The organism is Arthrobacter sp. CAN_A2 (genome assembly GCF_015752045.1).
In the GTDB taxonomy this organism is placed as follows: domain Bacteria; phylum Actinomycetota; class Actinomycetes; order Actinomycetales; family Micrococcaceae; genus Arthrobacter_D.
In genome coordinates this window covers 481,337-504,635 of the sequence record NZ_JADOUS010000001.1, presented here as the reverse complement: position 1 = coordinate 504,635, position 23,299 = coordinate 481,337, and the positions used below count along the sequence as shown (strand labels likewise).

Genomic DNA, 23,299 nt, shown 5'->3' with positions numbered 1-23,299 from the left:
TTCCTGCGGTCCTCGGCCCTGCAGTCAGCGGTCACCGGCTTGTAGCCGCGGGTCTTCGTGGAATTCCGGTGCCGCTCCCGCCACACCACCGTGTGATCGCGCCCGATATCCGCCCCGATCCGCCGGTCGGAATGACCCGCCCGGATCCCCACCGCGATGTCTGCCCGATCCGAGAACGTCAAAGCCCTGCGTCCCACCAGGCAACTCCCTCTATCCAGTTATGTTGTTGCTACGACGCTATGACACCAAGGTTCCTTCTGTCCGACAAACGTGGTGTAGTCGGGGAAAGCTCGTCGTACGAGCGGGTCGTAGTTGGTGGTGATGACTCCTTCAGCGGTTACTTCCTTGAGCAGGCCATATTCGTGCTTCAACTCCTCCGTGAGGCTCATTGAAGCAACCCGTTCATCGAGAAGCCGTGCGATCTCGATCTTGATGGCTGAAGCAGGCTCGGTGACCTCAGCCCCGAACAGATCGCGTGATTCCGCGAAACGCTCGTCGCTCCACCAGACCTTGTAGAAGTCTTCCGCCAGCAGTGTTGCGGCCTGAGGAAGGTCCCCGTTCGCTCGTCCGCGGTAGTAAGCGAAAGGCCGATCGGTGTACTCCGCGAAGTGGCTCAAGAGCCCTTCCCAGTCAGGCAACCCCACGTAGCGGCGAGACAGACCTGAACCGATGAATAAAAACGGACCAGCCAAAGTTCGTAGATGAGGGCCGAGATAATCGGCGATGACTCCCATGCCCCAACACTAGGTCCTTTCACTACGGCCTGGAGTCGACTGACTAGGACAGGGTTGAATAGCTCCGGTAGGACGGCTACCTGACTAAACTCCTAGCTCGCTTCAACCGATCCTGCAGAGTTGCTTGCTGTTTCCCCGTCCGTAAGCCGGTCCTTCGCCGCACGCTCCTTCCGCTATCGGGCTCTTCACGCCGCCCCTCGGACAAGCCGGGCGCGCAAGACCCGCACGGTGAAATGCACGGTTCAGGGGGTGCCGCCTGCAACACTGTTCCCATGAAAATCGGATACGCCCGCGTGTCGACGAACGAACAGGACCTTACCGTCCAACGGACCGCTCTGATTGCTCTCGGAGTAGAACCGGATGTCATCTACGTGGACCATGGGCTCACGGGGACTAACCGCGACCGCCCCGGACTCCGTGAAGCGATGGCAGCGGTCAGGGCCGGCGACACGCTCGTCGTCACCAAGCTCGATCGCCTGGCACGATCACTCACGGATGCGCGCGACATCGCTGACGAACTCACACGCAAGGGAGTGTCGTTGAGTCTCGGTGCCAGCGTCTACGACCCGACCGACCCCATTGGACGGTTGCTGTTCAACGTCCTCGGGATGGTCGCCGAATTCGAATCAGACCTCATCCGCATGAGGACGAAAGAGGGTATGGCCGTCGCGAAGGCCAAGGGCAAATTGCGTGGGAAGCCGCCCAAGCTCTCCGCCGCGCAGCGTCGGCACCTGCACGAGCTACTCGACAAGGGTGACCACACCCAAGCCGAGCTGGCCGAACTCTTCAGCGTCTCCCGCACGACGATCTACCGCGAAGTACAGCGTCGCGCCATCACCTCGAGGCCTGAACCGCCTCGATGAAGTGCAGTCCGCTGCCGTGGCTATTCGCGCAGCTGCTGCACCATGTCGAGGACGACGGCGCGGAGGTCGCCGTCGTTGTCCGCCGCGACCCTGCGCTGGCGCTGGTAGCCGGCGCCGCGCCGGAGGATGGTCTCGACGTCCGCGAGTTCACTGCTGCATCCGAGCTTCGCGGCGATGGGCTCGAGGCGGTTCAGGACGTCGACGAGGTGCTCGGTGACGAGCCGCTCGTTGCCCGCCGCGTCGAGGATGATGATCGCGTCGAGGCCGTAGCGGGCTGCCCGCCACTTGTTCTCCTGGATGTGCCACGGCGGCATGGTGGGGATGCTCCCGCCGGCGTCGAGGGTCTCGGAGAACTCCTGGACCAGGCACTGGGTGAGGGCGGCGACCGCGCCGACGTCCTGCAGGGTCGAGAGGCCGTCGCACACGCGCATCTCCACCGTGCCGAGGTTCCCGACCGGCCGGATGTCCCACCGGATCTCGCTGACGGAGTCGATCACCCCGGTGGTGAACATGTCCTGGACGTAGGACTCGTAGGCCGCCCAGTCATCGAAGTGGAACGGCAGGCCCGCGGTGGGCAGCTGCTGGAACATGAGGGACCGCTGGGAGGCGTAGCCGGTGTCCTCGCCTCCCCAGAACGGCGACGATGCCGACAGCGCCTGGAAGTGCGGGAAGTAGTTGGTCAGGCCGTCCACGACCGGCAGCGCCTTGTCGCGGGAGTCGAGTCCCACATGCACGTGCACCCCGTAGATGACCATCTGGCGACCCCACCACTGCGTGCGGTCGATCAGCTTCGCGTACCGCTCCCGGTCGGTGACCTGCTGGGCCCGCGGGGCACTGAAGGGGTGCGAACCCGCGCAGAAGAGCTCCACGCCCATGGGATCGGTGACCTCGCGGACGGCGGCGAGGGAGCGGGACAGATCCGCCGTGGCCTCCCCGACCGAGGTAGAGATGCCCGTCACGAGCTCCACCGTGTTGAGGAGCAGTTCCTGCTTGATGTGCGGGTGCTCGTCGTCGTCCTGCAGCTCGGGGTGTTTCGCGTTGACCCCGCGCAGCACCTCGCCGGCCACGGAGACGAGTTCTCCGTTGTAGCGATCCACGAGCGCCAGCTCCCACTCGACACCGAGCGTGGACTGGGCTGACTGCGCGAAGTCGATCTTCAAGGGCTTGCTCCTGGGGCGGTGCTGAAAGGGACGTTGACGGGGTGCCTCGGCAACGCGCCGTCGCGGGGGAGACTCGTCCCAATATTAGTGCCTTGCAGGCAACCACAGGGCGGCGGTTCGGGGGTGCCGGACGGGGCGCTGCTGGGATGATGGGGAGGTGCCCATCCTGAACAAAGACATGACGCTCTGCATCTCCCTGGCCGCGCGGCCCAGCAACATCGGCACGCGCTTCCACAACTACCTCTACGAGGAGCTGGGGCTGAACTACATCTACAAGGCGTTCACCACCACCGACCTGCCGTCGGCTGTCGCCGGGCTGCGTGGTCTCGGCATCCGCGGGTGCGCCGTCTCGATGCCCTTCAAGGAGGATGTCATCGCCCTCGTGGACCACCTCGACCCGTCCGCGCAGGCCATCGACTCCGTCAACACCATCGTGAACGACGACGGTGTCCTCACCGCCTACAACACGGACTACCTCGCGATCGAGCGGCTCCTGCGCGACCATGCCGTGCCGGCCACGCACTCGGTCCTCGTGCGGGGATCGGGCGGCATGGCGAAGGCCGTCGTCGCCGCCCTGAGGGACTCCGGCTTCACGCGTGTCACCGTCGTCGCCCGCAACGAACGCACCGGCCGGGCGCTCGCGGACCTGTACGGCTTCGACTGGCAGCCGGAGGTGGGGGAGTCGACGGCGGACCTGCTCCTCAACGTGACACCGCTGGGCATGACCGGTCCCGACGCCGACGCCCTCGCCTTCCCGCAGGCGGCGATCGACGCCGCGCAGGTGGTGTTCGACGTCGTCGCCTCCCCCTCGGAGACACCGCTGATCCTCGCCGCCCGCGCGGCGGGCCGGCCCGTCATCACGGGGGCGGAGGTCGTCGCTCTTCAGGCCGAGGAGCAGTTCGTGCTCTACACGGGGATCCGGCCGACGCCGGAGCAGGTCCGGGCAGCAGGGGAGTTCTCGCGCCGGTAGGCCTGAGGTCCCGCCGGAGGTACGGAAGGCTGGATCCGGTACCACCGGATCCCGAGAGGCTCGAGGGTGATGCCCGCCCGCAGGGATCCGATCTGGCCGCTGATGAGTTCCGGCGCGCTCTCCGGCAGGCCCGAGAGCGTCAGGGCGCTGATGTCCTGCGGGGTCTCCGCGAAATTCGCGAACACGACGACGGTCGACTCCTCGCCGTCGAGCAGGCCGGGCCGCTGGTAGCCGAGGACGTGCGGGTTGTTCGTGTGGAACGGGACGAGGCGGCCGCCGGAGAACTCCGGTGCCTGCCGGCGCACCGTGATCAGTCGCTGCAGTCCTGCGAAGATCGCTCCGGCGTCCGTCGTCGGATCCGTCCGTGCGGCATACCGGTCCGCGGGGTAGGCGGGCCGGCCCACCCAGCGGCTGTCCCCGGCCTTGGCGGGGTCGTCCAGGTAGGCGTAGTCGTTCAGCTGGCCCACCTCGTCCCCGAGGTACAGCAGCGGGATGCCGCCCGTGCTGAGGATGATCGAGTGGGCGAGGAGGACCCGCGCGACGGCGCCGTCGTCGTCCGCCTCCAGCCCGGCGAGGGACGCCGTGGTGCCGGAGATCCTGCAGTCCCCGGTGCGGGGGTTGTCCTGGAAGGGCACGCCGCGCGCGAAACTGCCCGGGAAGCGGTCCACGTAGAAGGCGTTGAGGAACCGGCGGTGGTCGTACCCGCCGATGCCGAGGTCCGCGGCGTCCTCGTCCGAGAACGTCCAGCCGATGTCGTCGTGGCTGCGCACGTAGTTGACCCAGGCCGTACCCTCCGGGATGTCGTGCCGGTGCTCGAGGGCCTGGGCGAGCAGGGAGACCTCCCGCGTGGCCAGTGAGTTCCAGATGAGCGCCATCTGCAGCGGGTTGTAGCTGAGCTGGCATTCGCCACGGTCGATGTACTGCGCCACCTCGTCGGGATGCACGATCGCCTCCGACTTGAAAAGCAGCGAGGGGGCCGCGAGGCGGCACACCGCGTTGAAGGCCTGCAGCAGCAGGTGCGCCTCGGGCAGGCTCTCGCACGCGGTGCCGAGCTGCTTCCAGATGAAGGCGACGGCGTCCATCCGGATGATGTCGACGCCCTGGTTGGCGAGGTAGAGCATCTCGCCGGCCATGGCTCGGAAGACGCGCGGGTTGCGGTAGTTGAGGTCCCACTGGAAGGAGTGGAACGTGGCCCAGATCCACCGGCCGTCCTCGAGCTGCACGAAGGAGCCCGGGTGGTCGTCGGGGAAGATCTCCCGGACGGTCCGCTCGTAGGCGTCCGGCATCTGCCGGTCGGGGTGGATCAGGTAGAAGTCCGCGTACTCGGGATCACCGGCGACGGCCCTGCGCGCCCACTCGTGCTCGTTCGAGGTGTGGTTGAAGATGAAGTCCACCACGAGGGCTATCCCGTCCCCGCGCAGCTCCCGGGCGAGGTCGGCGAGATCGTCCATGGTGCCGAGCGACGGGTCCACGTCGCGGTAGCTGGAGACCGCGTACCCGCCGTCCGAGTTCTCCTCGGGAGCCCGGAACAGGGGCATGAGGTGCAGGTAGGTGAGGCCGAGCTCGCGGAAGTAGGGGATCCGCGCGCGGAGTCCGGCGAGGTCCCCGGCGTAGAGGTCCACGTAGCAGACGCCGCCGAGCATCCGGTGCGACTGGAACCACTCCGGGGCCATGGCACGCGAGGCGTCGAGGGCCTTGAGGTCCGCCGGCCGGTCCTGCCAGGAGGCCGCCGCGTCGAGCGCCACCCGCAGGAGTTCGCCGTCCGCCCCGGGCCCGTAGATGCGGTGGAACAGCGCCTGGAGGCGCGGGAACTCCGAGTCGAAGCGTGCCTGGAAGGACTGCCAGTCGGCGTCCGACGTCGTGGGGCGGCGGGCCGACGGGAGCTCTGCCCGGATGCGGTCCTGGGGCAGGGTGTGCGGGGAACTCATCCCGCCAGCCTATGGCAGCGGGACGCACGAAGCGCCGCGCCCCTTGCGGGACGCGGCGCTTCGTGGATGCTGTGGCGGGGACCGCCGGAGGGTTACTCCGAGACGGGGATCGACTGCGCCTTGAGCGAGTCGATCGTCTTCTGCTGCCCGTTCTCGAGGGCGTCCATCAGGGTGCCGGAGCCGCCGATGGCAGCGCCGAATCCGTCGGAGACGTCCGTGTAGGTCTGCGTCATCGTGGGGCCCCACGTGAAGTCGGGGTTCACATTGGCGGAAGCCTCGGCGAAGACGTCGTAGATCTTCTGTCCGCCGTAGTACTCGACGCCGCCGGCGAAGGACTCGAGGTCGGCTGCGGACTTCGCTGCCGGGTACAGGCCGCCGAGCTCGTTGGCGAGGGCCAGCGCTTCGGGGTCGGTGTTCAGCCACAGCGCGAACTTCGCGGCCTCGGCCGGGTGCTCGGAGCCCTTCAGGACGGCCGTCGAGGAGCCTCCCCAGTTACCGGCGGCGTCGCCGCCGTCCTCCCACTGCGGCATCGGGGCGACGGCCCACTTGCCGGCCGTGTCGGGGGCACCGGTCGAGAGCGTCGTCGCACCCCAGACCGCGGAGACCCAGGTCCACTGCTGTCCCTCGTTGAAGGATGCGTTCCATTCGTCCGAGAAGGACGGCAGGGTGGAGACGAGGTCGTTCGACAGCAGGTCCTGCCAGTAGGTGGCGACCTCCTCGGACTCGGGGCCGGTCAGGTTGACGTCCCAGCTCTCGCCGTCGTTCGCGAACCACTGGCCGCCGTTCTGCCAGACCATGCCGGCGAACCAGTTCACGTCCGACTTCGGGAAGTTGGTGATGTAGGAGCCTTCGGCCTTGATCTTCTCTGCCGCTGCGGCGTACTCCTCCCAGGTGGTGGGCACCTCGATGCCGGCCTGCTCGAAGAGGTCGGCGCGGTAGTACATGGCCATGGGGCCGCTGTCCTGCGGGATCGCGTAGACGGCGTCCTCCTCGCCGAAGGTGACCTGGCCCCAGGTCCAGTCGACGAACTGGTCCTGGGCGTCGGCGACGCCCTCGCAGGCCGCCAGGTTCTCGAGGCCGTCCTGCACGCGGAAGTTCGGCAGGGCGTCGTACTCGATCTGGCCGAGGTCCGGTGCGTTGCCGGCCTGAATCTGGTTGAAGAAGTTCTGGTACGTGCCCGAGTTGCCGTTGGGGCCGGTCTGCACCTCGACCTGGATGTCGGGGTTGTCCGCGTTCCACAGCTCGACGACCTTGTCCATGCCCGGGACCCAGGTGGTGAAGGTCAGGTCGACGGGCCCGTCGGAGGCCTCGCAGGCGCCTGCTTCGGCGCCTGATCCAGAGCTGTCTCCGCCGGCTGAACAGCCGGAGAGAGCCAGCGCAGAGATCATGGCAAAGGCCGCGGTGACTTTTCCGTAATGCGCGCGCATTGTCTTTCCTATCGGTTGATTGAGCAGTGCGGTGAGGGGGCGGACGCCCCCGCACCTGTGGTGCTGGTCGGGAAGATGATGGAGGCTATTTGACGCTGCCGGCGCCGAGGCCGCTGCTCCAGAACCGCTGGAGGGCGAGGAAGGCGATGATCAGCGGGACGATCGAGACGAGCGCACCGACGATCACGAGGGACCGCAGCTCCGGGATCTGGCTGATCTGGCTGTTCCAGGCGTACAGACCCAGGGTCACGGGGAAGAGCACCTGGTCACGCAGCATGATCAGCGGCAGGAAGAAGTTGTTCCAGATCGCGACGAACTGGAACAGGAAGATGGTCACCAGGGCCGGTGCCATCAGGCGCGTGGACAGGCTGAAGAACGTCCGTACCTCCCCGGAGCCGTCGAGGCGCGCGGCCTCGAGCAGTTCGTTGGGAACACTCGCCGCCGCGTAGATCCGGGCCAGGTACACGCCGAAGGGGCTGACGAGGCTGGGCAGGAAGACGGCCCACATGGTGTTGGTGAGCTCGACCCGGCTGAAGATCAGGAACAGGGGGAGCGCGAGTGCGGTGGCGGGGACGAGGACGCCGCTGAGCACGATGTTGAAGATCGCCTCGCGTCCCCGGAACTCGTACTTGGCGAGGGCATAGCCGCACATGGCCGCGATGACCGTTCCGATCAGGGCCCCGACGCCGGCGTAGAGGGCGGAGTTCAGCAGCCACCGGCCGAAGAGGCCATCTCCGTAGGTGAAGAGCCGGCCGAGGTTGTCGAAGAACGTGCCGAGGGAGTTCGCGGTGAACCAGAGCGGCGCCGTGGAGGTGATCTCCCCGCCGGTCTTCGTCGAGGTGGTGAGCAGCCACCAGATGGGGGTCAGGAAGTAGAGGGTGAAGACGCCCATGATGAGCATCGCCGCGCTGCGGGACATGACGCTCTGGCGGGGGCCGCGTCCGCGGTTCTCGGCATCGTCGGCCGTCGTGCTCCCGCCGCGCGGGCGCTTGCGGGCTGTGGCTGGGGCTGCCATCACTGGGATACCTTCCGCTGGGTGGCCTTCAGGAAGACGAAGGAGAGGATGAATGTGGCGATGGCCAGGACCACCGAGAAGGCGGCGGCCAGGTTGTAGTTGGGGATGGACGCCGTGGTGTAGACCGCGAGGTTCGGGGTGTACGTGCTGCTGATCGCCGAGCTGAAGCTGCGTAGGGTCTGCGGTTCGGCCAGCAGTTGGAGCGTGCCGATGATGGAGAAGACCGCCGTGAGGATGATCGCGGGGACCACCAGGGGGATCTTGATGCGCCAGGCTATCTGGATGTTGCTGGCGCCGTCGAGCCGTGCCGCCTCGTAGATCTCGTGGGGGATGGCGAGCAGGGACGCATAGATGATCAGCATGTTGTAGCCCACATAGACCCACGTCACGATGTTCGCGATGGCCCACAGCACGAGCTCGGCGCCCAGGAAGTCGATGGACGAGGTCACGGGTCCGAACGGGGAGAGCGACGGCGAGTACAGGAAGCCCCACATGATGGCGGCGATCACACCGGGGACGGCGTAGGGCGCGAAGAACGCCAGGCGGAAGAACTTCTTGCCCCGGAGCAGCGGCGAGTCGAGCAGCAGGGCGAACAGCAGGGCGAGGCCGAGCATGATGGGTACCTGCACGGCGCCGAACAGCAGGACCCGGCCCACGGACTGCCAGAAGGCGGTGTTCTGGAAGACCTGCTCGTACTGCACGAGGCCGCCGAAGACCTGCTGGGGCTTGCCGAAGGTGCCCTCCCGCTCGACGGTGAGCAGCGACTGGATGATCGCATAGACGATCGGGATGGCGTAGAAGGCGACGAAGAGCAGCGCGAACGGGGCGATGAACATGGCCACGGCGCGGCGCTGCGCTCCCGACGAACGGTTCTTCCGCGCGGCCGGGCGCGCCTTCGGGGAGTCGGCCGGAGTGCTAATGACGGTCATTGCCTGCATCCTTTCGGCCCTGGGCGGAGCCGTCGGTGGGGGTCACTGGGGTGGTGCGGACGACGCGCACTGCGCCCGCGGGAACAATGACGGCGTCGGCCACGGCCTCCGCGGTCAGCAGTTCCAGACCGCTGACCCGGTGCTTGCGGTCCTCGGTGCTGTGGTTGATGAGGAAGAGGTACTCGTGTCCGTTGCCGCGGCGGGTGACCGTCTCGAGGCCGGACTGCACCTCGGGCACGGGGATCCCGGCGGCGACGACGGCGCGGAGCAGCAGGTCCCGGAGGACACCGCCGTCGAGCACCGTGCCGATGTACCAGGCGTCACCCGCACCGAAACGGTTGCGGGTGACGGCGGGGCCGCCGGCGTGCTGGCCGGTCGCGTAGCTCAGCACGGCCTCCGCCGTGGTGAGGCGGAGGGCCTCGGACCAGAGGGACGCGGGTGAGCCGTTGTCCAGGGTGAGGGGGTGCGCCGGGTCCAGGGGGAAGAACTCCTCCGACCGGAGGCCGAGCAGCTCCCGGAACGCCCCGGGGTAGCCGCCGGGGCGCACCCTCTCGTTCTCGTCGACGATCCCGCTGAAGAAGGTGACGACGGCGGATCCGCCGCCGGCCACGAAGTCGCTGATGGTCGCGGCGTGCTCGTCGCGGATCAGGTAGAGGTTCGGGACCACCACGAGCCGGTAGGCGGAGAGGTCCGCGCCGGGAGCCACGACGTCGACGGTGATGCCGGCGTCCCACAGGGCCTTGTGGGCGGCGTGCACCTGCTCGATGTAGCGGACGTCGCCGGAGGGGTGCGACTCCTGGTCGTGGGCCCACCAGGTTTCCCAGCTGAAGACGAGCGCGACGTCGGCGTGCACGGTGGTGCCCGCGAGCTCGCGGAGCTTGACCAGGGAGGAGCCGAGTTCGACGACGTCGCGCCAGATCTGCGAGTCCGTCCCGGCGTGGGGCACCATCGCGGAGTGGAACTTCTCGCTGCCCTGCAGCGACGCGCGCCACTGGAAGAAGCACAGGCCGTCCGCGCCGCGGGCGAGGTGGGTCAGCGAGTTGCGGATCATCTCGCCCGGACCCTTGGCGATGTTGCGGGGCTGCCAGTTCACGGCGCCGGTGGAGTGCTCCATGAGCACCCACGGCCGCCCCTGCGCGAGCCCGCGGGTGGTGTCCGCGCTGAAGGCGAGTTCGGCGAGCGGGGCGTCGAGGCGGTGATCCACGTAGTGGTCGTTGGCGATGACGTCCATCGAGGACGCCCAGGTCCAGTAGTCCTGGTTGCGGATGTGCGCTGCGACCATGAAGTTCGTGGTGACGGGAGCTGCGCTGTGGGCCCGCAGGACGGCTTCCTCGGCCGAGTAGTGCGCGAGGAGTCCGTCCGAGCTGAAGCGGTGGAAGTCGAGCGTCTGCGTCGGGTTGGTCGCCGAGAGCGTGAGTCTCGGGGGCAGGATCTGCTCCCAGCCCGAGTAGCGCTGGCTCCAGAACGCGGTTCCCCACGCCGCGTTGAGGGCGTCGAGGCTCTGGTAGCGGTCGCGCAGCCACCCGCGGAAGGCGTCGGCCGAGACGTCGCAGTAGCACAGGGAGTTGTGGCAGCCGAGTTCGTTCGAGACATGCCACAGGCGCAGCGCCGGGTGGCTGCCGTACCGGGCGGCGACCTGCCCGACCAGCGCCAGGGCGTGGTCGCGGTAGACGGGGGAGCTGGGGCAGAACGCCTGGCGGCCACCGGGCCAGCGTGCCGTGCCGTCGGCGGCGCGGGGGAGGAGTTCGGGGTGTGCGGTGGTGAGCCAGGCAGGGGTCGACGACGTCCCGGTGCCCAGGTTCACCCCGATGCCGTTCTCGGCGAGGAGGTCCATGACGGCGTCGAGGTTCCCGAAGCGGAAGACGCCCGGCTCCGGTTCGAGTTCCGCCCACCCGAAGATGTTGACGGCCACGAGGTTGACGCCGGCCTCCTTCATCAGGCGGACGTCCTCCACCCAGACGGAGGGGTCCCACTGCTCGGGGTTGTAATCACACCCGTAGACGAGCTGCCCGGTGCCGGACAATCCTGCGACGGTGGTCGTGTGTGCCAAGCGTGCTCCTCGGTGCTGCGGTGCCGATTCTCGGGCACGGGCCGCAGGAGAGGCCGCGCGGGCGTTCTGTGAACGCTCCCATATGCGGGCGCTGTGCTCTCCGTCGAGAATCTGTGAACGTTCCCAGAGTAACGTGGCTCACATTGGGTGTCAACGCCGGAGCCTCCAGACCGTAACGCCGCTCCAAGGGCCATCGAGGAGGCACCCTGATCCCGTTCCTGACCACACATTGGAAGCACGCGCAATGTCTTGCTAAGCAGGGTGATTGGTACCACAGTGAGGTGGAACACCACGGGGAGGCCATTGATGAGTACTTCTGCAGGGCACGTGTCCGATGCGTCCGCCACCCGGGAGGAGCCCGAACTCAAGCGGGTCCTCGGGCCCAAGCTGCTCCTCCTGTTCATCGTGGGTGACATCCTCGGAGCCGGGGTCTACGCCGTCACCGGCACCATGGCCGGGACGGTCGGCGGACTGGTCTGGCTCCCGTTCCTCCTCGCCTTCGTCGTCGCGACGATGACGGCGTTCTCCTACCTCGAGCTCGTGACGCAGTACCCCCAGGCCGCGGGTGCCGCCCTCTACACCCACAAGGCGTTCGGCATCCACTTCGTCACCTTCCTGGTGGCCTTCGCCGTCGTCTGTTCCGGCGTCACCAGTGCCGCCACCTCCGCCAACGTGCTCGCGCAGAACCTCTTCGGCGGCTTCGTGGTCAACGGCTGGATGGACATGCCGGGGCAGGGGGTGCTCACCGCCGTCGCCCTGGGGTTCATGATCCTGCTCGCCCTGATCAACCTCCGGGGCGTCGGCGAGAGCGTCAAGTTCAACGTCGTCCTGACGCTCATCGAGGTCGCCGCGCTGTGCATCGTGATCGGCGTGGGCTTCTTCGCCATGGCGCAGGGCACCGGCAACGTGGGCCAGGTCTTCGTCTTCACCGACTACCAGGACAAGGGTCTCTTCCTGGCGGTCACGGCCGCCACCTCGATCGCCTTCTTCGCGATGGTGGGCTTCGAGGACTCCGTCAACATGGTCGAGGAGACGCAGAACCCGGAGCGCATCTTCCCGCGGACCATGCTGACCGGCCTCGGGATCGCGGTCATCTTCTACATGCTGGTGGCCGTCTCCGTGGTCACGGTGCTGACTCCCACCGAGCTGGAAGGCATCCGGGAGGCCGAGGGCGCCGCGCTGCTCGAGGTGGTGCACAAGGGATCACCCGATTTCCCCATCGACCAGATCTTCCCCTTCCTGGCCGTCTTCGCGGTCGCGAACACCGCCCTGATCAACATGCTGATGGCCAGCCGCCTGATCTACGGTATGGCCCGGCAGGGCGTCCTGCCCCGGTCGCTGGGCAAGGTGCTCCCCGTGCGCTGCACGCCGTGGGCCGGCATCGCCTTCTCGACGGTCCTGGCGCTCGCCCTGATCCTGTACGTCACCAGTGATCCGGACGGCAACATCGTCGCCAACCTCTCCGGGACCACGGCGTTCCTGCTCCTGTGCGTCTTCACCGTGGTGAACATCGCGTGCCTGGTGCTGCGCCGCAAGCGGGACGTCAACCGGAAGGTGTTCTTCACCTCCCCGGGCCCGCTACCCGCCGTGGCCGCGGTCCTCTGCCTCTTCCTCGCCGGCCCCTGGGTGGGGCGCGACATCATCCAGTACCAGATCGCCGGGGGCCTGATGGTGATCGGCGTCGTGCTCTGGTTCGTCACCTGGCTGATCAACCGGAGGACCAACACCCCGACGGGGGACCCGGCGGCGATCGAAGGGTGATGTCCCCCGCGCCGCGCTAGCATCGGCCTCATGGAGATCCTCCGCTATGCAGCGTTCACCGACCGGCCCGACGGCGGGAACCCCGCCGGCGTGGTGCTCGACGCCGACGGCCTGACCGCCGACGGGATGCAGGCGATCGCCGCGGAGCTCGGCTATGCGGAGAGCGCCTTCATCTCCGGCCGCCTGCCGGGACGTGCCACGGTCCGCTACTTCGCCCCCGAGGCGGAGATCCCCTTCTGCGGCCACGCGACGATCGCCACGGGCGTCGCGCTCGCCGAACGCGAGGGACCGGGGACGCTGGCACTCTCGACGCCGGTGGGAGTGCTCGGGCTCACGACGGCCCGGGTGGCCGACCGCTTCGTCGCGTCCCTCGAGACGGTCGAACCGTGGGTCGACGGGATCGACGCCGTCGGCCGGACGGACCTGCTGCGGCACCTGCGGCTCGCCGAGGAGGACCTGTCACCCGACCTGCCCGTCCTGCTGTCCTTCGCCGGCAACATCCACCCGATCGTGCCCGTCCGTGACGCGGCGGTCCTGCGCGGCCTCGACTACGACTACGACGGCCTCAAGGCGCTCATGGCCGCCCACGGCTGGGGGGCGACGGTCGCCGTCGTGCACCGGATCGCTCCGGACGTCTTCGAGGCCCGCAACCCCTTCCCGCCCGGCGGCGTGCGCGAGGACCCCGCCACCGGTTCGGCGGCGGCATCGCTCGGCGCCTATCTGCGGGCGCGGGGCGAGATCGTCCCGCCGGCCGTGCTCACCGTGCATCAGGGCTCCGATGTGGGGCGGCCGTCCCTGATCACGGTCGGCATCCCCGAGTCCGGGGGTCTGACGGTCTCCGGTGGTGCTGTGCGGATCAACGCGTAGGAAGCGAGGTCGCGCCGCTCGCCGGCGATCTCCAGGTAGCTGCCGAGGAGCCCCTCGTAGCTGAAGCCGGCCCGGCGGGCGACACCGATGGATGCCGTGTTCCACGGCTCGATATGCAGTTCCACGCGGTACAGGCCCGGCAGAGTCCACGCGAACGAGACCAGTGCACGCAGGGCATCGGTCGCGATCCCGCGGCCGCGTGCGGCGGGGGCGACGGCGTAGCCGGCCTGCGCGCGCCCCAGGGGATAGTCGCGCAGCCACAGGCCGATGACGCCCTGGGCCCGGTCCGTGCGGGCGTCGGTGATCGCGAAGGAGAAGCCGGCCCCCTCCGGGTGCCGTTGGCGCTGGCGGGCGATGTAGGCGAGGGCTTCCTCCTCGCCGGCCATCGGCGGCAGGGTGCCGATCAGGGGCACGTAGGGGTCGGTCGCCAGGTCACGGATCATGCCCGCGTCCCGGTCCTCGACCTGCCGCAGGCTCACGCTGCCGGACGCCGGCGGCACCTCCGGCCAGTCGGGCAGCAGCGCACGCCCCGGTTCGGTCACGGCCGGTAGCCGAAGGCGGCCAGGCCGAGGTCGGGGTGGGACCGGAAGCCCAGGGCGCGGTAGAACGGGTGCGACTGCGCCGCGTCCTCCGTCCCGTCGGCGTCGGTGCTGAGGGCCAGGAACATGCAATGACCGTAGCGCCCCCGGATCTCCTCCATCAGGGCGCGGGCCACCCCGTGGCGCCGGGACGCGGGGTGTACGAGGATGTCCTGGATGTAGCAGATCGACTCCCCGTCCGAGACGGTGCGCGCCAGCCCGATGAGGCCGCCGTCGTCGTCCCATGCCGTGACGACCAGGTGGGACCCCGTGAGGCTCCGCGCGAGCCGGTCGGGGTCACGCGTGTAGGCCGTCCACCCCACGGAGTCGTAGAGCGCGAGGGCACTGTCCAGGGGAGGGGTGTCCTCCGCGGTGATCCTCACCGGCCCAGCCTACCCAGCGGCGTCGTCCGATGGCACGGGCGCGGCGTCACTCGCGGGACACCCGTCCGCGCAGGGCGGCGAAGGCGAGCGTGAAGCTGACGGCCCCCACGCCGGCGATGGCCAGGAAGCCGGGCCACAGGTCGTCCCACACCCAGCCGTCGCTGATGAGCGACCTCAGCGCGGCGAGCAGGTAGGTGATCGGGTTGTAGTCGGCGATCGTGGCCAGCCACCCCGTGAGTGCCTCCTGCGGGAGGAAGGACGTGGTGAGGAAGGCGAAGGGGAAGAAGAGCAGGAAGGAGGAGTTGACGGCACCCGGGCTCCCGGTGCGCAGGGCGATCGCGTACGGGAAACCGGTGAACGCGAGCCCCCACAGGCCGGCGATCGCGATGAACCCGATGATCCCGGCCGCACCGGTGGTGAATTCGACGCCGACGAGGAATCCCAGGATCAGCACCGGCACGCACAGGGCCATCACGAGGACCAGGTCGGCGACCATCAGCCCGAGCAGGAGGGCGGACCGGTGCATCGGGGTCAGCAGCAGGCGGTCGAAGTACCCGCTGCTGATGTCCGTGACGAGGCTGCTGGCACGGGAGACGCCGGTGACCGCGAAGATGATGGCGACGGGCAGCTGGAAGGCGCGGAAGTTGTCCACCCCGGTGGCCTCGGCCACGGGCTCCAGGGCGCCGATATTGACGACGAAGAAGAACACCGGGATGACCAGCGCGGGGATCACCTCGGCGGGAGCGCGCGGGATGGCCCGGAGCGCGCGGGTGGCGACCGATAGGAGGTCGCGCAGGAAACCCGCGCGCCGCGGTTCGGCGGCGGAGCGCCCCGTGGTGCCGCTGATGGTCGTCATGCCCGCTCCCTCGTGGATTCGCGTGGTGCGGCAGCCGGGTCGCCGGCCGGGCCGCGGTCGTCGCTGATGTGCTCGCCGGTGACCGAGAGGAACACGTCGTCGAGCGACGGTCGGCGCAGGGACAGTTCTCGGACGTCCACCCCCGGTACGTCCGCCAGGGCCACCGCGACGGGACTGATCGTCGAGGGCCCGTCGGAGACGCTGAGGACCAGCGTCTCCCCGCTCGTCTCGACCCGCTGGACGGTGCCGAGGCGTTCGAGGGCCGCCCTCGCCCGGTCGACGGACCCTCCGAGCGTGACGATGATGACGTCGGTGCCGATGGCACGCTTGAGCTCGGTGGGGGTGCCCTCGGCCACCAGGGTGCCCTTGTTGATGATGCCCACGCGGTCGGCGAGCTCGTCCGCCTCCTCCAGGTACTGCGTGGTGAGGAAGACCGTCATGCCCAGGTCGGTGTTCAGCCGGCGGACCTCCTGCCACACCTTGACGCGGCTGACCGGGTCCAGCCCGGTGGTCGGTTCGTCGAGGAACAGCACGGCCGGGTCGTGCACGAGGGCCAGTGCCAGGTCGAGGCGGCGCTTCATGCCGCCGGAGTAGGTGCCGATCCGCTGCCCGAGGGCCTCGCCGATATCGATGAGGTCCGTCAGCTCGGCGACGCGGGAGCGCGTCGCCGCGGCCGACAGCCCGTAGAAGCGGCCCTGCAGCGCCAGCATCTCTGACCCGGTCTGCTGGTCGTCGAGCGCCGCCTCCTGCAATGCGACGCCCACGCGCAACCGGACCTCCTCCGCTTCGGTGGCGACGTCGTACCCGGCCACGCGGGCGTGCCCCTCGGACGGCGTGATCAGGGTGCACAGGACCCGGGTGAGGGTCGATTTGCCGGCACCGTTCGGCCCGAGGAATCCGTAGATCTCACCCGGTGCGACGGCGAGGCTGACGTCGTCGACCGCGACCTTGTCCCCGAAGCGGCGGACGATGTGGTCGGCGGAGATGGCGGGTTCGGATACGTCCATGCAGGCACCTCCATATTCTTTCGATGAACATAAAGTAAGCTGATCGAATAGTTCGACCGTCTAAGAGTAGGAGTCCCGCGTGGATCCGCACAAGACTCCGGACCGCCAGAAGGACGTCAGCGCCAAGCTCCGGCGGTTCTCCTCGGTGTCCGGTGACCTCAGCCGGGCCTTCGGGACCCGGTACGGGATGCATCACACGGCGGCGCGGGCGGTCATGGAACTCATGGAAGCCGCCCGGCGCGGCACGCCGCTCACCTCGGGGCAGCTCGGCGACCTCCTCGACCTGACGCCGGCCTCCGTCACGGCGCTCGTCGACCGCATGCTCGCGGCCGGGCATGTCCGGCGGGAGCCGGATCCCACGGACCGGCGTCGCGTCCTGCTGATCGTGGAGCCAGCGGCCGTGCAGCTCGGGCACGAGTTCTTCCAGCCACTCGCTGCGGATCTGTCGGTCATGATGTCGGACTACGACGACGCCCAGCTGGAGCTGATCGACCGGTTCCTCCGGGACTCGACCGCGGTGGTCCTGAAGCACCTCGCGCGCACCGGCTAGGGCCTCATGGGTCCGCGGAGCGACGCCGGGCGCCCGCGATCGGTGCGGTCAGGGCGTGCGTGACGGCCACCAGGTCTGCGGGGGCCAGTTCGATGTCCAGGCCCCGCTGGCCGCCGGACACGAAGACGGTCGCGTGGTCGAGTGCGGACAGGTCGACGACGACGGGGGATGCCTGCCGTTGGCCGATGGGGGAGATCCCGCCAAGGACATAGCCCGTCCGCCGCCGGGCGGCGTCGGGATCGGCCATCGCGGCCTTCCGCCGGCCGAGCGCCGAGGCCAGGGCCTTGAGGTCGAGTGGACCGCTGACGGGGACGACGGCGGCGACCAGCGTCCCGTCGACGCTCGCCATCAGGGTCTTGAAGACCCGCTCCGGCTCGATGCCCAGCGCTGCGGCGGCCTCGAGTCCGTAGGAGGAGGCACCCTCCTCGTGGCTGTAGGGGTGCGCCGTGAAGGGGATGGCCGCGGCCGTTAGGGCGGCCAGGGCGGGCGTGCTGCGTGGTCCCGTCGTCTTCCTGCCCACATCACTCCTGCGTGTCGTCGCCCATGCATGCCTGCTCGGTAGGCCCGCTAGGACGCCGTCGCGGCGTCCAGTGCCGTCGCCGGCTCGTAGGCCGCCGGGACACCCCAGATGCCCGTGAACTCGCACGAGAGGATGAAATCGGTCACGAGGCTGCCGGTCAGGACGAGCCCTTCGACGTAATCTACGCCGTCGCGGGTGGCCGGCTCCACGCCGTGCCGCTCGAGGGCTGCGACGACCTGCTCCGTGGCGGAGGGGTCCTCGCTGTTCCGGGAGCACCAGTACACGTAGAGGGACTCGAGCTCGTCGACGGAGACCAGGGCTCCGTCGGTGGTGATCGTGGTGGTGGCCTGGAGGAAATGCTCGATGTGCTGCGTCATGAGGATGATCCTTTGCAGTCGGAGGCAGGCGCCGAGGGGTGATCCGGCGGGGTCGCTCGCCCGGGGCGGCGTGGATGCGCGGGGAGGGCGCGGTCGCGGCTCGGTCGCGGAACAGGAGGAGTCAGGGCGCCCGAGGGCGTCAGGGCAGGCAGACGGAGGGCATCGCGGAGAGCGGACGGGCATGCCGGGATCCGGCGGCCTCGTCGGTATGGCGCGGAGAACGGATCAGCGATCCGCCCGCGGGGAGTCGGGGAAGAAGGGCTTCCTGGTGGGTCATTGCTGCACGCCCCGATCGGGGGATGGGACTCTGCTGAACGATGCCCGGCGCGGTGGCGGGGACAACGAGGAGGAGAACCGGAGAAACAGCCGCCTTCTTCTAGACAACTTCCCCCAGAGTACTCTGCCGGTCATCCCCGACACGGAAACGGCTCGTGAACGCTCGGCTAAAGTACGTGTATGCCCCCGATCCGCACCCGTTCACGCCGGGCGACCATCAACGACGTCGCCACCGCGGCAGGGCTCTCGCGCGGGACCGTCTCGCGGGTCGTCAACGGCGAACGGTATGTCTCCGACGAAGCGCGCATCGCCGTCGAGGAGGCGATCGCGCGGGTGGGCTACGTGCGCAACTCCGCGGCCAGGAACCTCGTCACGCAGGAATCCCGGGCGATCGCCCTGATCATCCACGAGCCGCACTCGCTCCTGTTCGAGGACCCCAACATCGGCTCCATCCTCCTCGGGGCGAACGCCGTGCTCTCCAAGGCGGACTACCAGCTCGTCTCCCTCATCATCGACTCCGACAGGGACAGCCGCAGGGTCGCCGACTACCTCAGGGGAGGCCTCGTGGACGGCGCGGTCATCGTCTCCGCGCGGGCCTCCGACCCCATCGCCTCCGCGGTGCGCGACATCGGTGTCCCGGCCGCCTTCGTCGGCCACCCGCCCGGCACGCCGGACCTGCCGTACGTCGCGATCGACAATGCCGCCGCGGCCCGGGCGATCACGCGGCGCCTCATGGACACCGGGCGCCGGAGGATCGGCATGATCGCCAGCGCCATGGACCGTGATTCCGGGTACGACCGCTTCACGGGGTTCCGGGACGCGATGGGCGACCGGTTCGACGCCTCCCTGGTGGTCGAGTACCCGCTCTACACCTACGCCGCGGGGCTCGAGGGCATGCAGGAACTGCTGCGTCGCTGCCCCGGGATCGACGGCGTCTTCGCGTCCTCGGACGCCGTCGCCGCGGGCGCCATGACCGCGCTCCAGGAGTCGGGGCGGAAGGTGCCCGACGACGTCGGGATCGTCGGCTTCGACGACAGCAGCTGGGCCGTGCGTACCCGGCCCCAGCTGTCCACCGTCCGACAGCCGGCCGACCTGCTGGGCAGCACCGCCGCGGAACTGGTGCTGGCCCAGATCCGCGGCCTGCCCAGTCCCGTGCAGGTGCTCGACACGACGGTCGTCTGGCGCGATTCGGCCTAGGCCCGCCCCGGGGAGGGGCTCTCGACGAGGAGGACGCTCATGTGGATCGGGTTCATCGAGTTCGACGTCCTGCTCGGCGATGTGCATTCGTTGAAGGGCAAACGTTCGGTGGTGCGCCCGCTCGTGGCGGACCTCCGGCGGAAGTTCGAGCTCTCCGTCGCGGAGGTGGGGCACCAGGAGCTGCACCGCCGCGCCGTCGTCGGGGCCGGTGTGGTCGGCGGGGACCGGCACCACGTGGTGGACGTGCTGGACCGCGTGGAGCGGTACGTCGCGGCCCGGCCGGAGGTCGAGCTCCTGAGCGCCCGACGAAGGCTCCTCAGCAGCGAGGACTAGGGACCGGACGCCGACACGGGCTCGACGACGATGGCCACGCGCTCGTCCCCGATGCGCGTGAGGACGAGGGTGGCCTTCTTCCGGCCCTTGCCCGACCCGGTCAGCAGCTGCTTGCGGACCTCCTCGGGGGTGACCGAGGTGCCGCGCTTCTTGATGTCGAGGACCCCGATCCCCTCGGTGCGGACCCAGGTCTTCAGCGCCCTGACGTTGTACGGCCGGACCTCGAGGACCCGGTAGGCGCGCGCGAAGGGGGTATCGGTGAACGACGGCGCACAGATGTAGGCGATCATCGGATCCAGCAGGTGCCCGCCGAGCTGCGCGGCGAGGTCCGCCACGAGTTCGGCGCGGATGACGGCGCCGTCGGGCTCGTAGAGGTATCCGGCGGGTCCGCCGATGGCGGCCGTCGGTCCGTCCCCGAAGTCCCGCTCCGACATCATCTCCGCGGCACCCTGCGCACCGATCACGAGGGCTGCCCGCCGGACGCCGTCACGGCGGAGCGCGTTGAACCAGAGGGCCACCTCCGTGACGTCGCCGTCCACGGAGACCCACTGTGCCTCGCAGGTCGCCGGGATGGAGCCGTGCGGCATGCCCGGGCCCATCTTCACGCCCACCGGCATGCCGCCGTCCGCGAGTCCCTGCACGAAGGACAGCGGGGGTGAGAACGCCTCGGGGTCGAACAGGCGGGACGTGCCCGACGTCGTCGTCGTCCTGCGCGCCGGGTCGAGCCAGACGCCGTCGTACGCGGTGGTGTCGACGGAGGAGGCGTCGGCGTTGACGACGCGCGCGTTGGGGAAGGGGAGCAGGTTCATCGTCGCGGCAGCGGCGGTCGTCTCGTCGAGCTCGACGGCGGTGACGTCGCGGTCGAGGGTGGCCAGGGCCATGCTGTCCGCGCCGAGCCCGCAGCCGAGGTCGGCGATCCTGACGAGGCCGACGTCGACGAAGCGCTGGGCGTGGCGTGCCGCGACCGTCAGGCGCGTGGCCTGCTCGAGCCCGGCCGCCGTGAAGATCATGCGCTCGGCGAAGGGGCCGAACTTGGCGGAGGCCTTCGCCCGGAGCCGTGACTGGGTGAGCGCGGCGGCGACCACCTCGGGGGAGTAGCCGGCCTTCCGCAGCTGCCCGGTGAGGCGCAGGCTGTCGGCCTCGGTGTAGGGCCCGAGCGAGTTCAGCAGCTCCCAGCCCTCCGGGGTCAGGATGTCCGCGATGTTGTCCGAAGCCATGCTGCCAGCCTAGGCGACGGGAGGGTCGGCGCATGACGCGCGCTGGCACTCGCCTTGACCGAGTGCCAGCGCTTGCATACAGTCGGAGTTGGCACTCGCTCACTGCGGGTGCTAATCCCGAGGGAAGCGTTCGCCGGCACCGCGACGACGGTTCACGCCCAGCCCGACGGCCTCCATTCATTGGTATCGAACGCAAAGGAGAGCCCGTGTCGGTCTCTATCAAGCCGCTTGAGGATCGTATTGTTGTCCGCCCGCTCGAAGCCGAGCAGACCACTGCTTCCGGCCTCGTCATCCCGGACACCGCCAAGGAGAAGCCCCAGGAGGGCGAAGTCGTAGCAGTCGGACCCGGCCGTGTCGACGACAACGGCAACCGCGTCCCCGTCGATGTCGCCGAGGGCGACATCGTCATCTACTCGAAGTACGGCGGAACCGAGATCAAGCAGGGCGGCCAGGAGTACCTCGTGCTCTCCGCCCGCGACGTCCTCGCGATCGTCGTCAAGTAACACCCCGATTGGAGAAGCCCCGGCCCGCTGTGGCCGGGGTTTTTCTCGCTGCACAAGCCTGAAAGGAACCAACGAATGGCAAAGCAGTTGGAATTCAACGACGCCGCCCGCCGTGCCCTCGAGGCCGGCGTGGACAAGCTCGCGAACACCGTCAAGGTGACGCTGGGCCCGCGCGGACGCAACGTCGTGCTCGACAAGAAGTGGGGCGCCCCCACCATCACGAACGACGGCGTCACGATCGCCCGCGAGGTCGAACTCGACGACCCGTACGAGAACCTCGGCGCCCAGCTGGCCAAGGAGGTCGCCACCAAGACGAACGACGTCGCCGGTGATGGAACGACCACCGCCACGGTCCTGGCCCAGGCACTCGTCAAGGAAGGCCTCCGCAACGTCGCCGCCGGCGCCGCTCCCGGGCAGCTCAAGCACGGCATCGAGGTGTCGGTCCAGGCCGTGGCCAAGCGCCTGCTGGAGAACGCCCGCGAGGTCGTCGGTCAGCAGACCGCCGACGTCGCCTCCATCTCCGCGCAGAGCACCGAGGTCGGCGATCTCCTCGCAGAGGCCTTCGACAAGGTCGGCAAGGATGGTGTGATCACCATCGAGGAGTCCTCCACCACGCAGACCGAGCTCGTCCTCACCGAGGGCATGCAGTTCGACAAGGGTTACCTCTCGCCGTACTTCGTGACCGATGCCGAGCGCCAGGAAGCCGTCCTCGAGGACGCGCTCATCCTCATCAACTCCGGCAAGATCTCCTCACTGGCGGAATTCCTGCCGCTGCTCGAGAAGGCCCTGCAGGCCGGCAAACCGCTGTTCATCATCGCCGAGGACATCGAGGGCGAGGCGCTCTCCACCCTGGTGGTCAACAAGATCCGCGGCACCCTCAACGTCGTCGCCGTCAAGGCTCCGGGCTTCGGGGACCGCCGCAAGGCCATGATGCAGGACATCGCCACCCTCACGGGTGCGCAGGTCGTCTCGCCGGACCTCGGCCTGAAGCTGGACCAGGTGGGCCTCGAGGTGCTCGGTTCCGCACGCCGGATCACCGTCACCAAGGACGCCACCACGATCGTCGACGGCACCGGCAGCGAGTCCGACGTCGCCGACCGCGTGGCGCAGATCCGCGCCGAGGTCGAGCGCACCGACTCCGACTGGGACCGTGAGAAGCTCCAGGAGCGCCTGGCGAAGCTCGCCGGCGGTATCGGCGTGATCAAGGTCGGCGCGGCCACCGAGGTCGAGCTGAAGGAGAAGAAGCACCGCATCGAGGACGCCGTGTCCTCGACGCGTGCGGCCCTCGAAGAGGGCATCGTCGCCGGAGGCGGGTCCGCGCTGGTCCACGCCGGCAAGGCACTGGACACCGACCCCGACGTGCTGGCACTCGAGGGCGACGCGGCCACCGCCGTCGGCCTCGTCCGCCGCGCCCTCGCCCAGCCGCTGCGCTGGATCGCCGAGAACGCCGGCCACGAGGGCTACGTCGTCGTCGCGAAGGTCTCCGACCTCGAGATCGGCCACGGCTTCAACGCCGCGACCGGCGAGTACGAGAACCTGATCGACGCCGGCATCATCGACCCGGTCAAGGTGACGCGTTCGGCCCTGCAGAACGCAGCCTCGATCGCGGCTCTGGTGCTCACCACGGAAACCCTCGTGGTCGAGAAGCCCGAGGCGTCCGACGATGAGGGCCACGGCCACTCGCACTAGGCGCAGGGGCTCCGGCCCGCTCCGTCCCTGAAGCACCCCGGCTCCGCGGAGCCGGGGTGCTTCTGCGTCCGGTGTCCGTGCCGGCCGGCGGCGCTCCTGCCCATCCACC

24 protein-coding genes are annotated in these 23,299 nt (G+C 69.0%); 9 read left to right on the top strand and 15 right to left on the bottom strand.

Annotated features, from left to right (window positions below; translation table 11 throughout):
- Both IWX63_RS02220 and IWX63_RS02215 read right to left on the bottom strand, forming a co-directional pair.
- Nucleotides 1–197, bottom strand: a 197-nt coding sequence (locus IWX63_RS02220) for a helix-turn-helix domain-containing protein (RefSeq protein WP_442859081.1), incomplete at its 3' end; no start/stop codon positions are given.
- 21 nt (nt 198–218) lie between these two features.
- On the bottom strand, nt 219–734 hold the full coding sequence (locus IWX63_RS02215; protein WP_199276489.1) for a hypothetical protein: 516 nt from the start codon (nt 732–734) through the stop codon (nt 219–221).
- Between the two features lie 272 nt (nt 735–1,006).
- On the opposite strand from IWX63_RS02215, the gene IWX63_RS02210 reads away from it, so the two are divergent.
- Complete coding sequence (locus IWX63_RS02210) at nt 1,007–1,597, top strand: recombinase family protein (RefSeq protein WP_199276488.1); 591 nt, start codon at nt 1,007–1,009, stop codon at nt 1,595–1,597.
- A gap of 20 nt (nt 1,598–1,617) precedes the next feature.
- Here IWX63_RS02210 and IWX63_RS02205 read toward each other — a convergent pair whose 3' ends face one another.
- Nucleotides 1,618–2,757, bottom strand: a complete 1,140-nt coding sequence (locus IWX63_RS02205) for a glutamate--cysteine ligase (RefSeq protein ID WP_199276487.1) — start codon at nt 2,755–2,757, stop codon at nt 1,618–1,620.
- 178 nt (nt 2,758–2,935) lie between these two features.
- Here IWX63_RS02205 and IWX63_RS02200 point away from each other — a divergent pair, with 178 nt between their 5' ends.
- Complete coding sequence (locus tag IWX63_RS02200) at nt 2,936–3,727, top strand: shikimate 5-dehydrogenase (protein ID WP_199276542.1); 792 nt, start codon at nt 2,936–2,938, stop codon at nt 3,725–3,727.
- Here the strand turns inward: IWX63_RS02200 and IWX63_RS02195 are convergent.
- The 5 genes from IWX63_RS02195 to IWX63_RS02175 form a co-directional block, all read right to left on the bottom strand.
- Nucleotides 3,664–5,655, bottom strand: coding sequence for an alpha-amylase family protein (locus IWX63_RS02195; protein WP_199276486.1), 1,992 nt, complete (start codon nt 5,653–5,655; stop codon nt 3,664–3,666). The genes IWX63_RS02200 and IWX63_RS02195 overlap by 64 nt on opposite strands.
- A 92-nt stretch (nt 5,656–5,747) precedes the next feature.
- Complete coding sequence (locus IWX63_RS02190) at nt 5,748–7,082, bottom strand: ABC transporter substrate-binding protein (protein WP_199276485.1); 1,335 nt, start codon at nt 7,080–7,082, stop codon at nt 5,748–5,750.
- An 85-nt stretch (nt 7,083–7,167) separates the two neighbouring features.
- Nucleotides 7,168–8,001: a carbohydrate ABC transporter permease gene (locus tag IWX63_RS02185; protein ID WP_199276541.1), complete on the bottom strand. Its 834-nt coding sequence runs from the start codon at nt 7,999–8,001 to the stop codon at nt 7,168–7,170.
- A gap of 95 nt (nt 8,002–8,096) precedes the next feature.
- A complete protein-coding gene (locus IWX63_RS02180) occupies nt 8,097–9,035 on the bottom strand; it encodes a carbohydrate ABC transporter permease (RefSeq protein ID WP_199276484.1) in 939 nt (312 codons plus the stop codon).
- Nucleotides 9,013–11,076 carry a beta-galactosidase gene (locus tag IWX63_RS02175; protein ID WP_199276483.1) on the bottom strand — a complete coding sequence of 688 codons (2,064 nt, stop codon included), beginning with the start codon at nt 11,074–11,076 and terminating at the stop codon, nt 9,013–9,015. The genes IWX63_RS02180 and IWX63_RS02175 overlap by 23 nt, the downstream gene beginning before the upstream one ends.
- Nucleotides 11,077–11,382: 306 nt before the next feature.
- Between IWX63_RS02175 and IWX63_RS02170 the strand changes: the two genes are divergently transcribed.
- Nucleotides 11,383–12,837, top strand: a complete 1,455-nt coding sequence (locus IWX63_RS02170) for an APC family permease (RefSeq protein ID WP_199276482.1) — start codon at nt 11,383–11,385, stop codon at nt 12,835–12,837.
- A gap of 30 nt (nt 12,838–12,867) precedes the next feature.
- Nucleotides 12,868–13,704, top strand: coding sequence for a PhzF family phenazine biosynthesis protein (locus IWX63_RS02165; protein ID WP_199276481.1), 837 nt, complete (start codon nt 12,868–12,870; stop codon nt 13,702–13,704).
- On the opposite strand, the gene IWX63_RS02160 is transcribed toward IWX63_RS02165, so the two are convergent.
- Genes IWX63_RS02160 through IWX63_RS02145 form a run of 4 tightly spaced genes read right to left on the bottom strand, consistent with a single transcriptional unit; the run spans nt 13,605 to nt 16,528 of the window.
- A complete protein-coding gene (locus IWX63_RS02160; RefSeq protein WP_334685559.1) occupies nt 13,605–14,246 on the bottom strand; it encodes a GNAT family N-acetyltransferase in 642 nt (213 codons plus the stop codon). The two genes, IWX63_RS02165 and IWX63_RS02160, sit on opposite strands and share 100 nt — an antisense overlap.
- Complete coding sequence (locus IWX63_RS02155; RefSeq protein WP_334685558.1) at nt 14,243–14,665, bottom strand: GNAT family N-acetyltransferase; 423 nt, start codon at nt 14,663–14,665, stop codon at nt 14,243–14,245. The genes IWX63_RS02160 and IWX63_RS02155 overlap by 4 nt, the downstream gene beginning before the upstream one ends.
- Before the next feature lie 46 nt (nt 14,666–14,711).
- On the bottom strand, nt 14,712–15,521 hold the full coding sequence (locus tag IWX63_RS02150; protein ID WP_199276480.1) for an ABC transporter permease: 810 nt from the start codon (nt 15,519–15,521) through the stop codon (nt 14,712–14,714).
- On the bottom strand, nt 15,518–16,528 hold the full coding sequence (locus IWX63_RS02145; RefSeq protein WP_199276479.1) for an ATP-binding cassette domain-containing protein: 1,011 nt from the start codon (nt 16,526–16,528) through the stop codon (nt 15,518–15,520). The genes IWX63_RS02150 and IWX63_RS02145 overlap by 4 nt, the downstream gene beginning before the upstream one ends.
- Nucleotides 16,529–16,607: 79 nt before the next feature.
- Here IWX63_RS02145 and IWX63_RS02140 point away from each other — a divergent pair, with 79 nt between their 5' ends.
- Complete coding sequence (locus tag IWX63_RS02140; protein ID WP_199276478.1) at nt 16,608–17,078, top strand: MarR family winged helix-turn-helix transcriptional regulator; 471 nt, start codon at nt 16,608–16,610, stop codon at nt 17,076–17,078.
- Nucleotides 17,079–17,082: 4 nt separating this feature from the next.
- Here the strand turns inward: IWX63_RS02140 and ybaK are convergent, their stop codons facing one another.
- Entirely contained in the window at nt 17,083–17,598 is a 516-nt protein-coding gene (ybaK, locus tag IWX63_RS02135; protein WP_199276477.1) for a Cys-tRNA(Pro) deacylase, read from the bottom strand.
- Nucleotides 17,599–17,645: 47 nt separating this feature from the next.
- A complete protein-coding gene (locus IWX63_RS02130; protein WP_199276476.1) occupies nt 17,646–17,975 on the bottom strand; it encodes a hypothetical protein in 330 nt (109 codons plus the stop codon).
- A gap of 456 nt (nt 17,976–18,431) precedes the next feature.
- On the opposite strand from IWX63_RS02130, the gene IWX63_RS02125 reads away from it, so the two are divergent.
- Both IWX63_RS02125 and IWX63_RS02120 read left to right on the top strand, forming a co-directional pair.
- Nucleotides 18,432–19,448, top strand: coding sequence for a LacI family DNA-binding transcriptional regulator (locus IWX63_RS02125; protein WP_199276475.1), 1,017 nt, complete (start codon nt 18,432–18,434; stop codon nt 19,446–19,448).
- Nucleotides 19,449–19,487: 39 nt separating this feature from the next.
- On the top strand, nt 19,488–19,781 hold the full coding sequence (locus IWX63_RS02120) for a DUF503 domain-containing protein (RefSeq protein ID WP_199276474.1): 294 nt from the start codon (nt 19,488–19,490) through the stop codon (nt 19,779–19,781).
- Here IWX63_RS02120 and IWX63_RS02115 read toward each other — a convergent pair.
- Nucleotides 19,778–20,998, bottom strand: a complete 1,221-nt coding sequence (locus IWX63_RS02115) for a class I SAM-dependent methyltransferase (RefSeq protein ID WP_199276473.1) — start codon at nt 20,996–20,998, stop codon at nt 19,778–19,780. The two genes, IWX63_RS02120 and IWX63_RS02115, sit on opposite strands and share 4 nt — an antisense overlap.
- A 206-nt stretch (nt 20,999–21,204) precedes the next feature.
- On the opposite strand from IWX63_RS02115, the gene groES reads away from it, so the two are divergent.
- A complete protein-coding gene (gene groES, locus IWX63_RS02110; protein ID WP_104166178.1) occupies nt 21,205–21,501 on the top strand; it encodes a co-chaperone GroES in 297 nt (98 codons plus the stop codon).
- 75 nt (nt 21,502–21,576) lie between these two features.
- Nucleotides 21,577–23,190: a chaperonin GroEL gene (groL, locus tag IWX63_RS02105; protein ID WP_199276472.1), complete on the top strand. Its 1,614-nt coding sequence runs from the start codon at nt 21,577–21,579 to the stop codon at nt 23,188–23,190.
- The last annotated feature ends 109 nt before the right edge of the window (nt 23,191–23,299 follow it).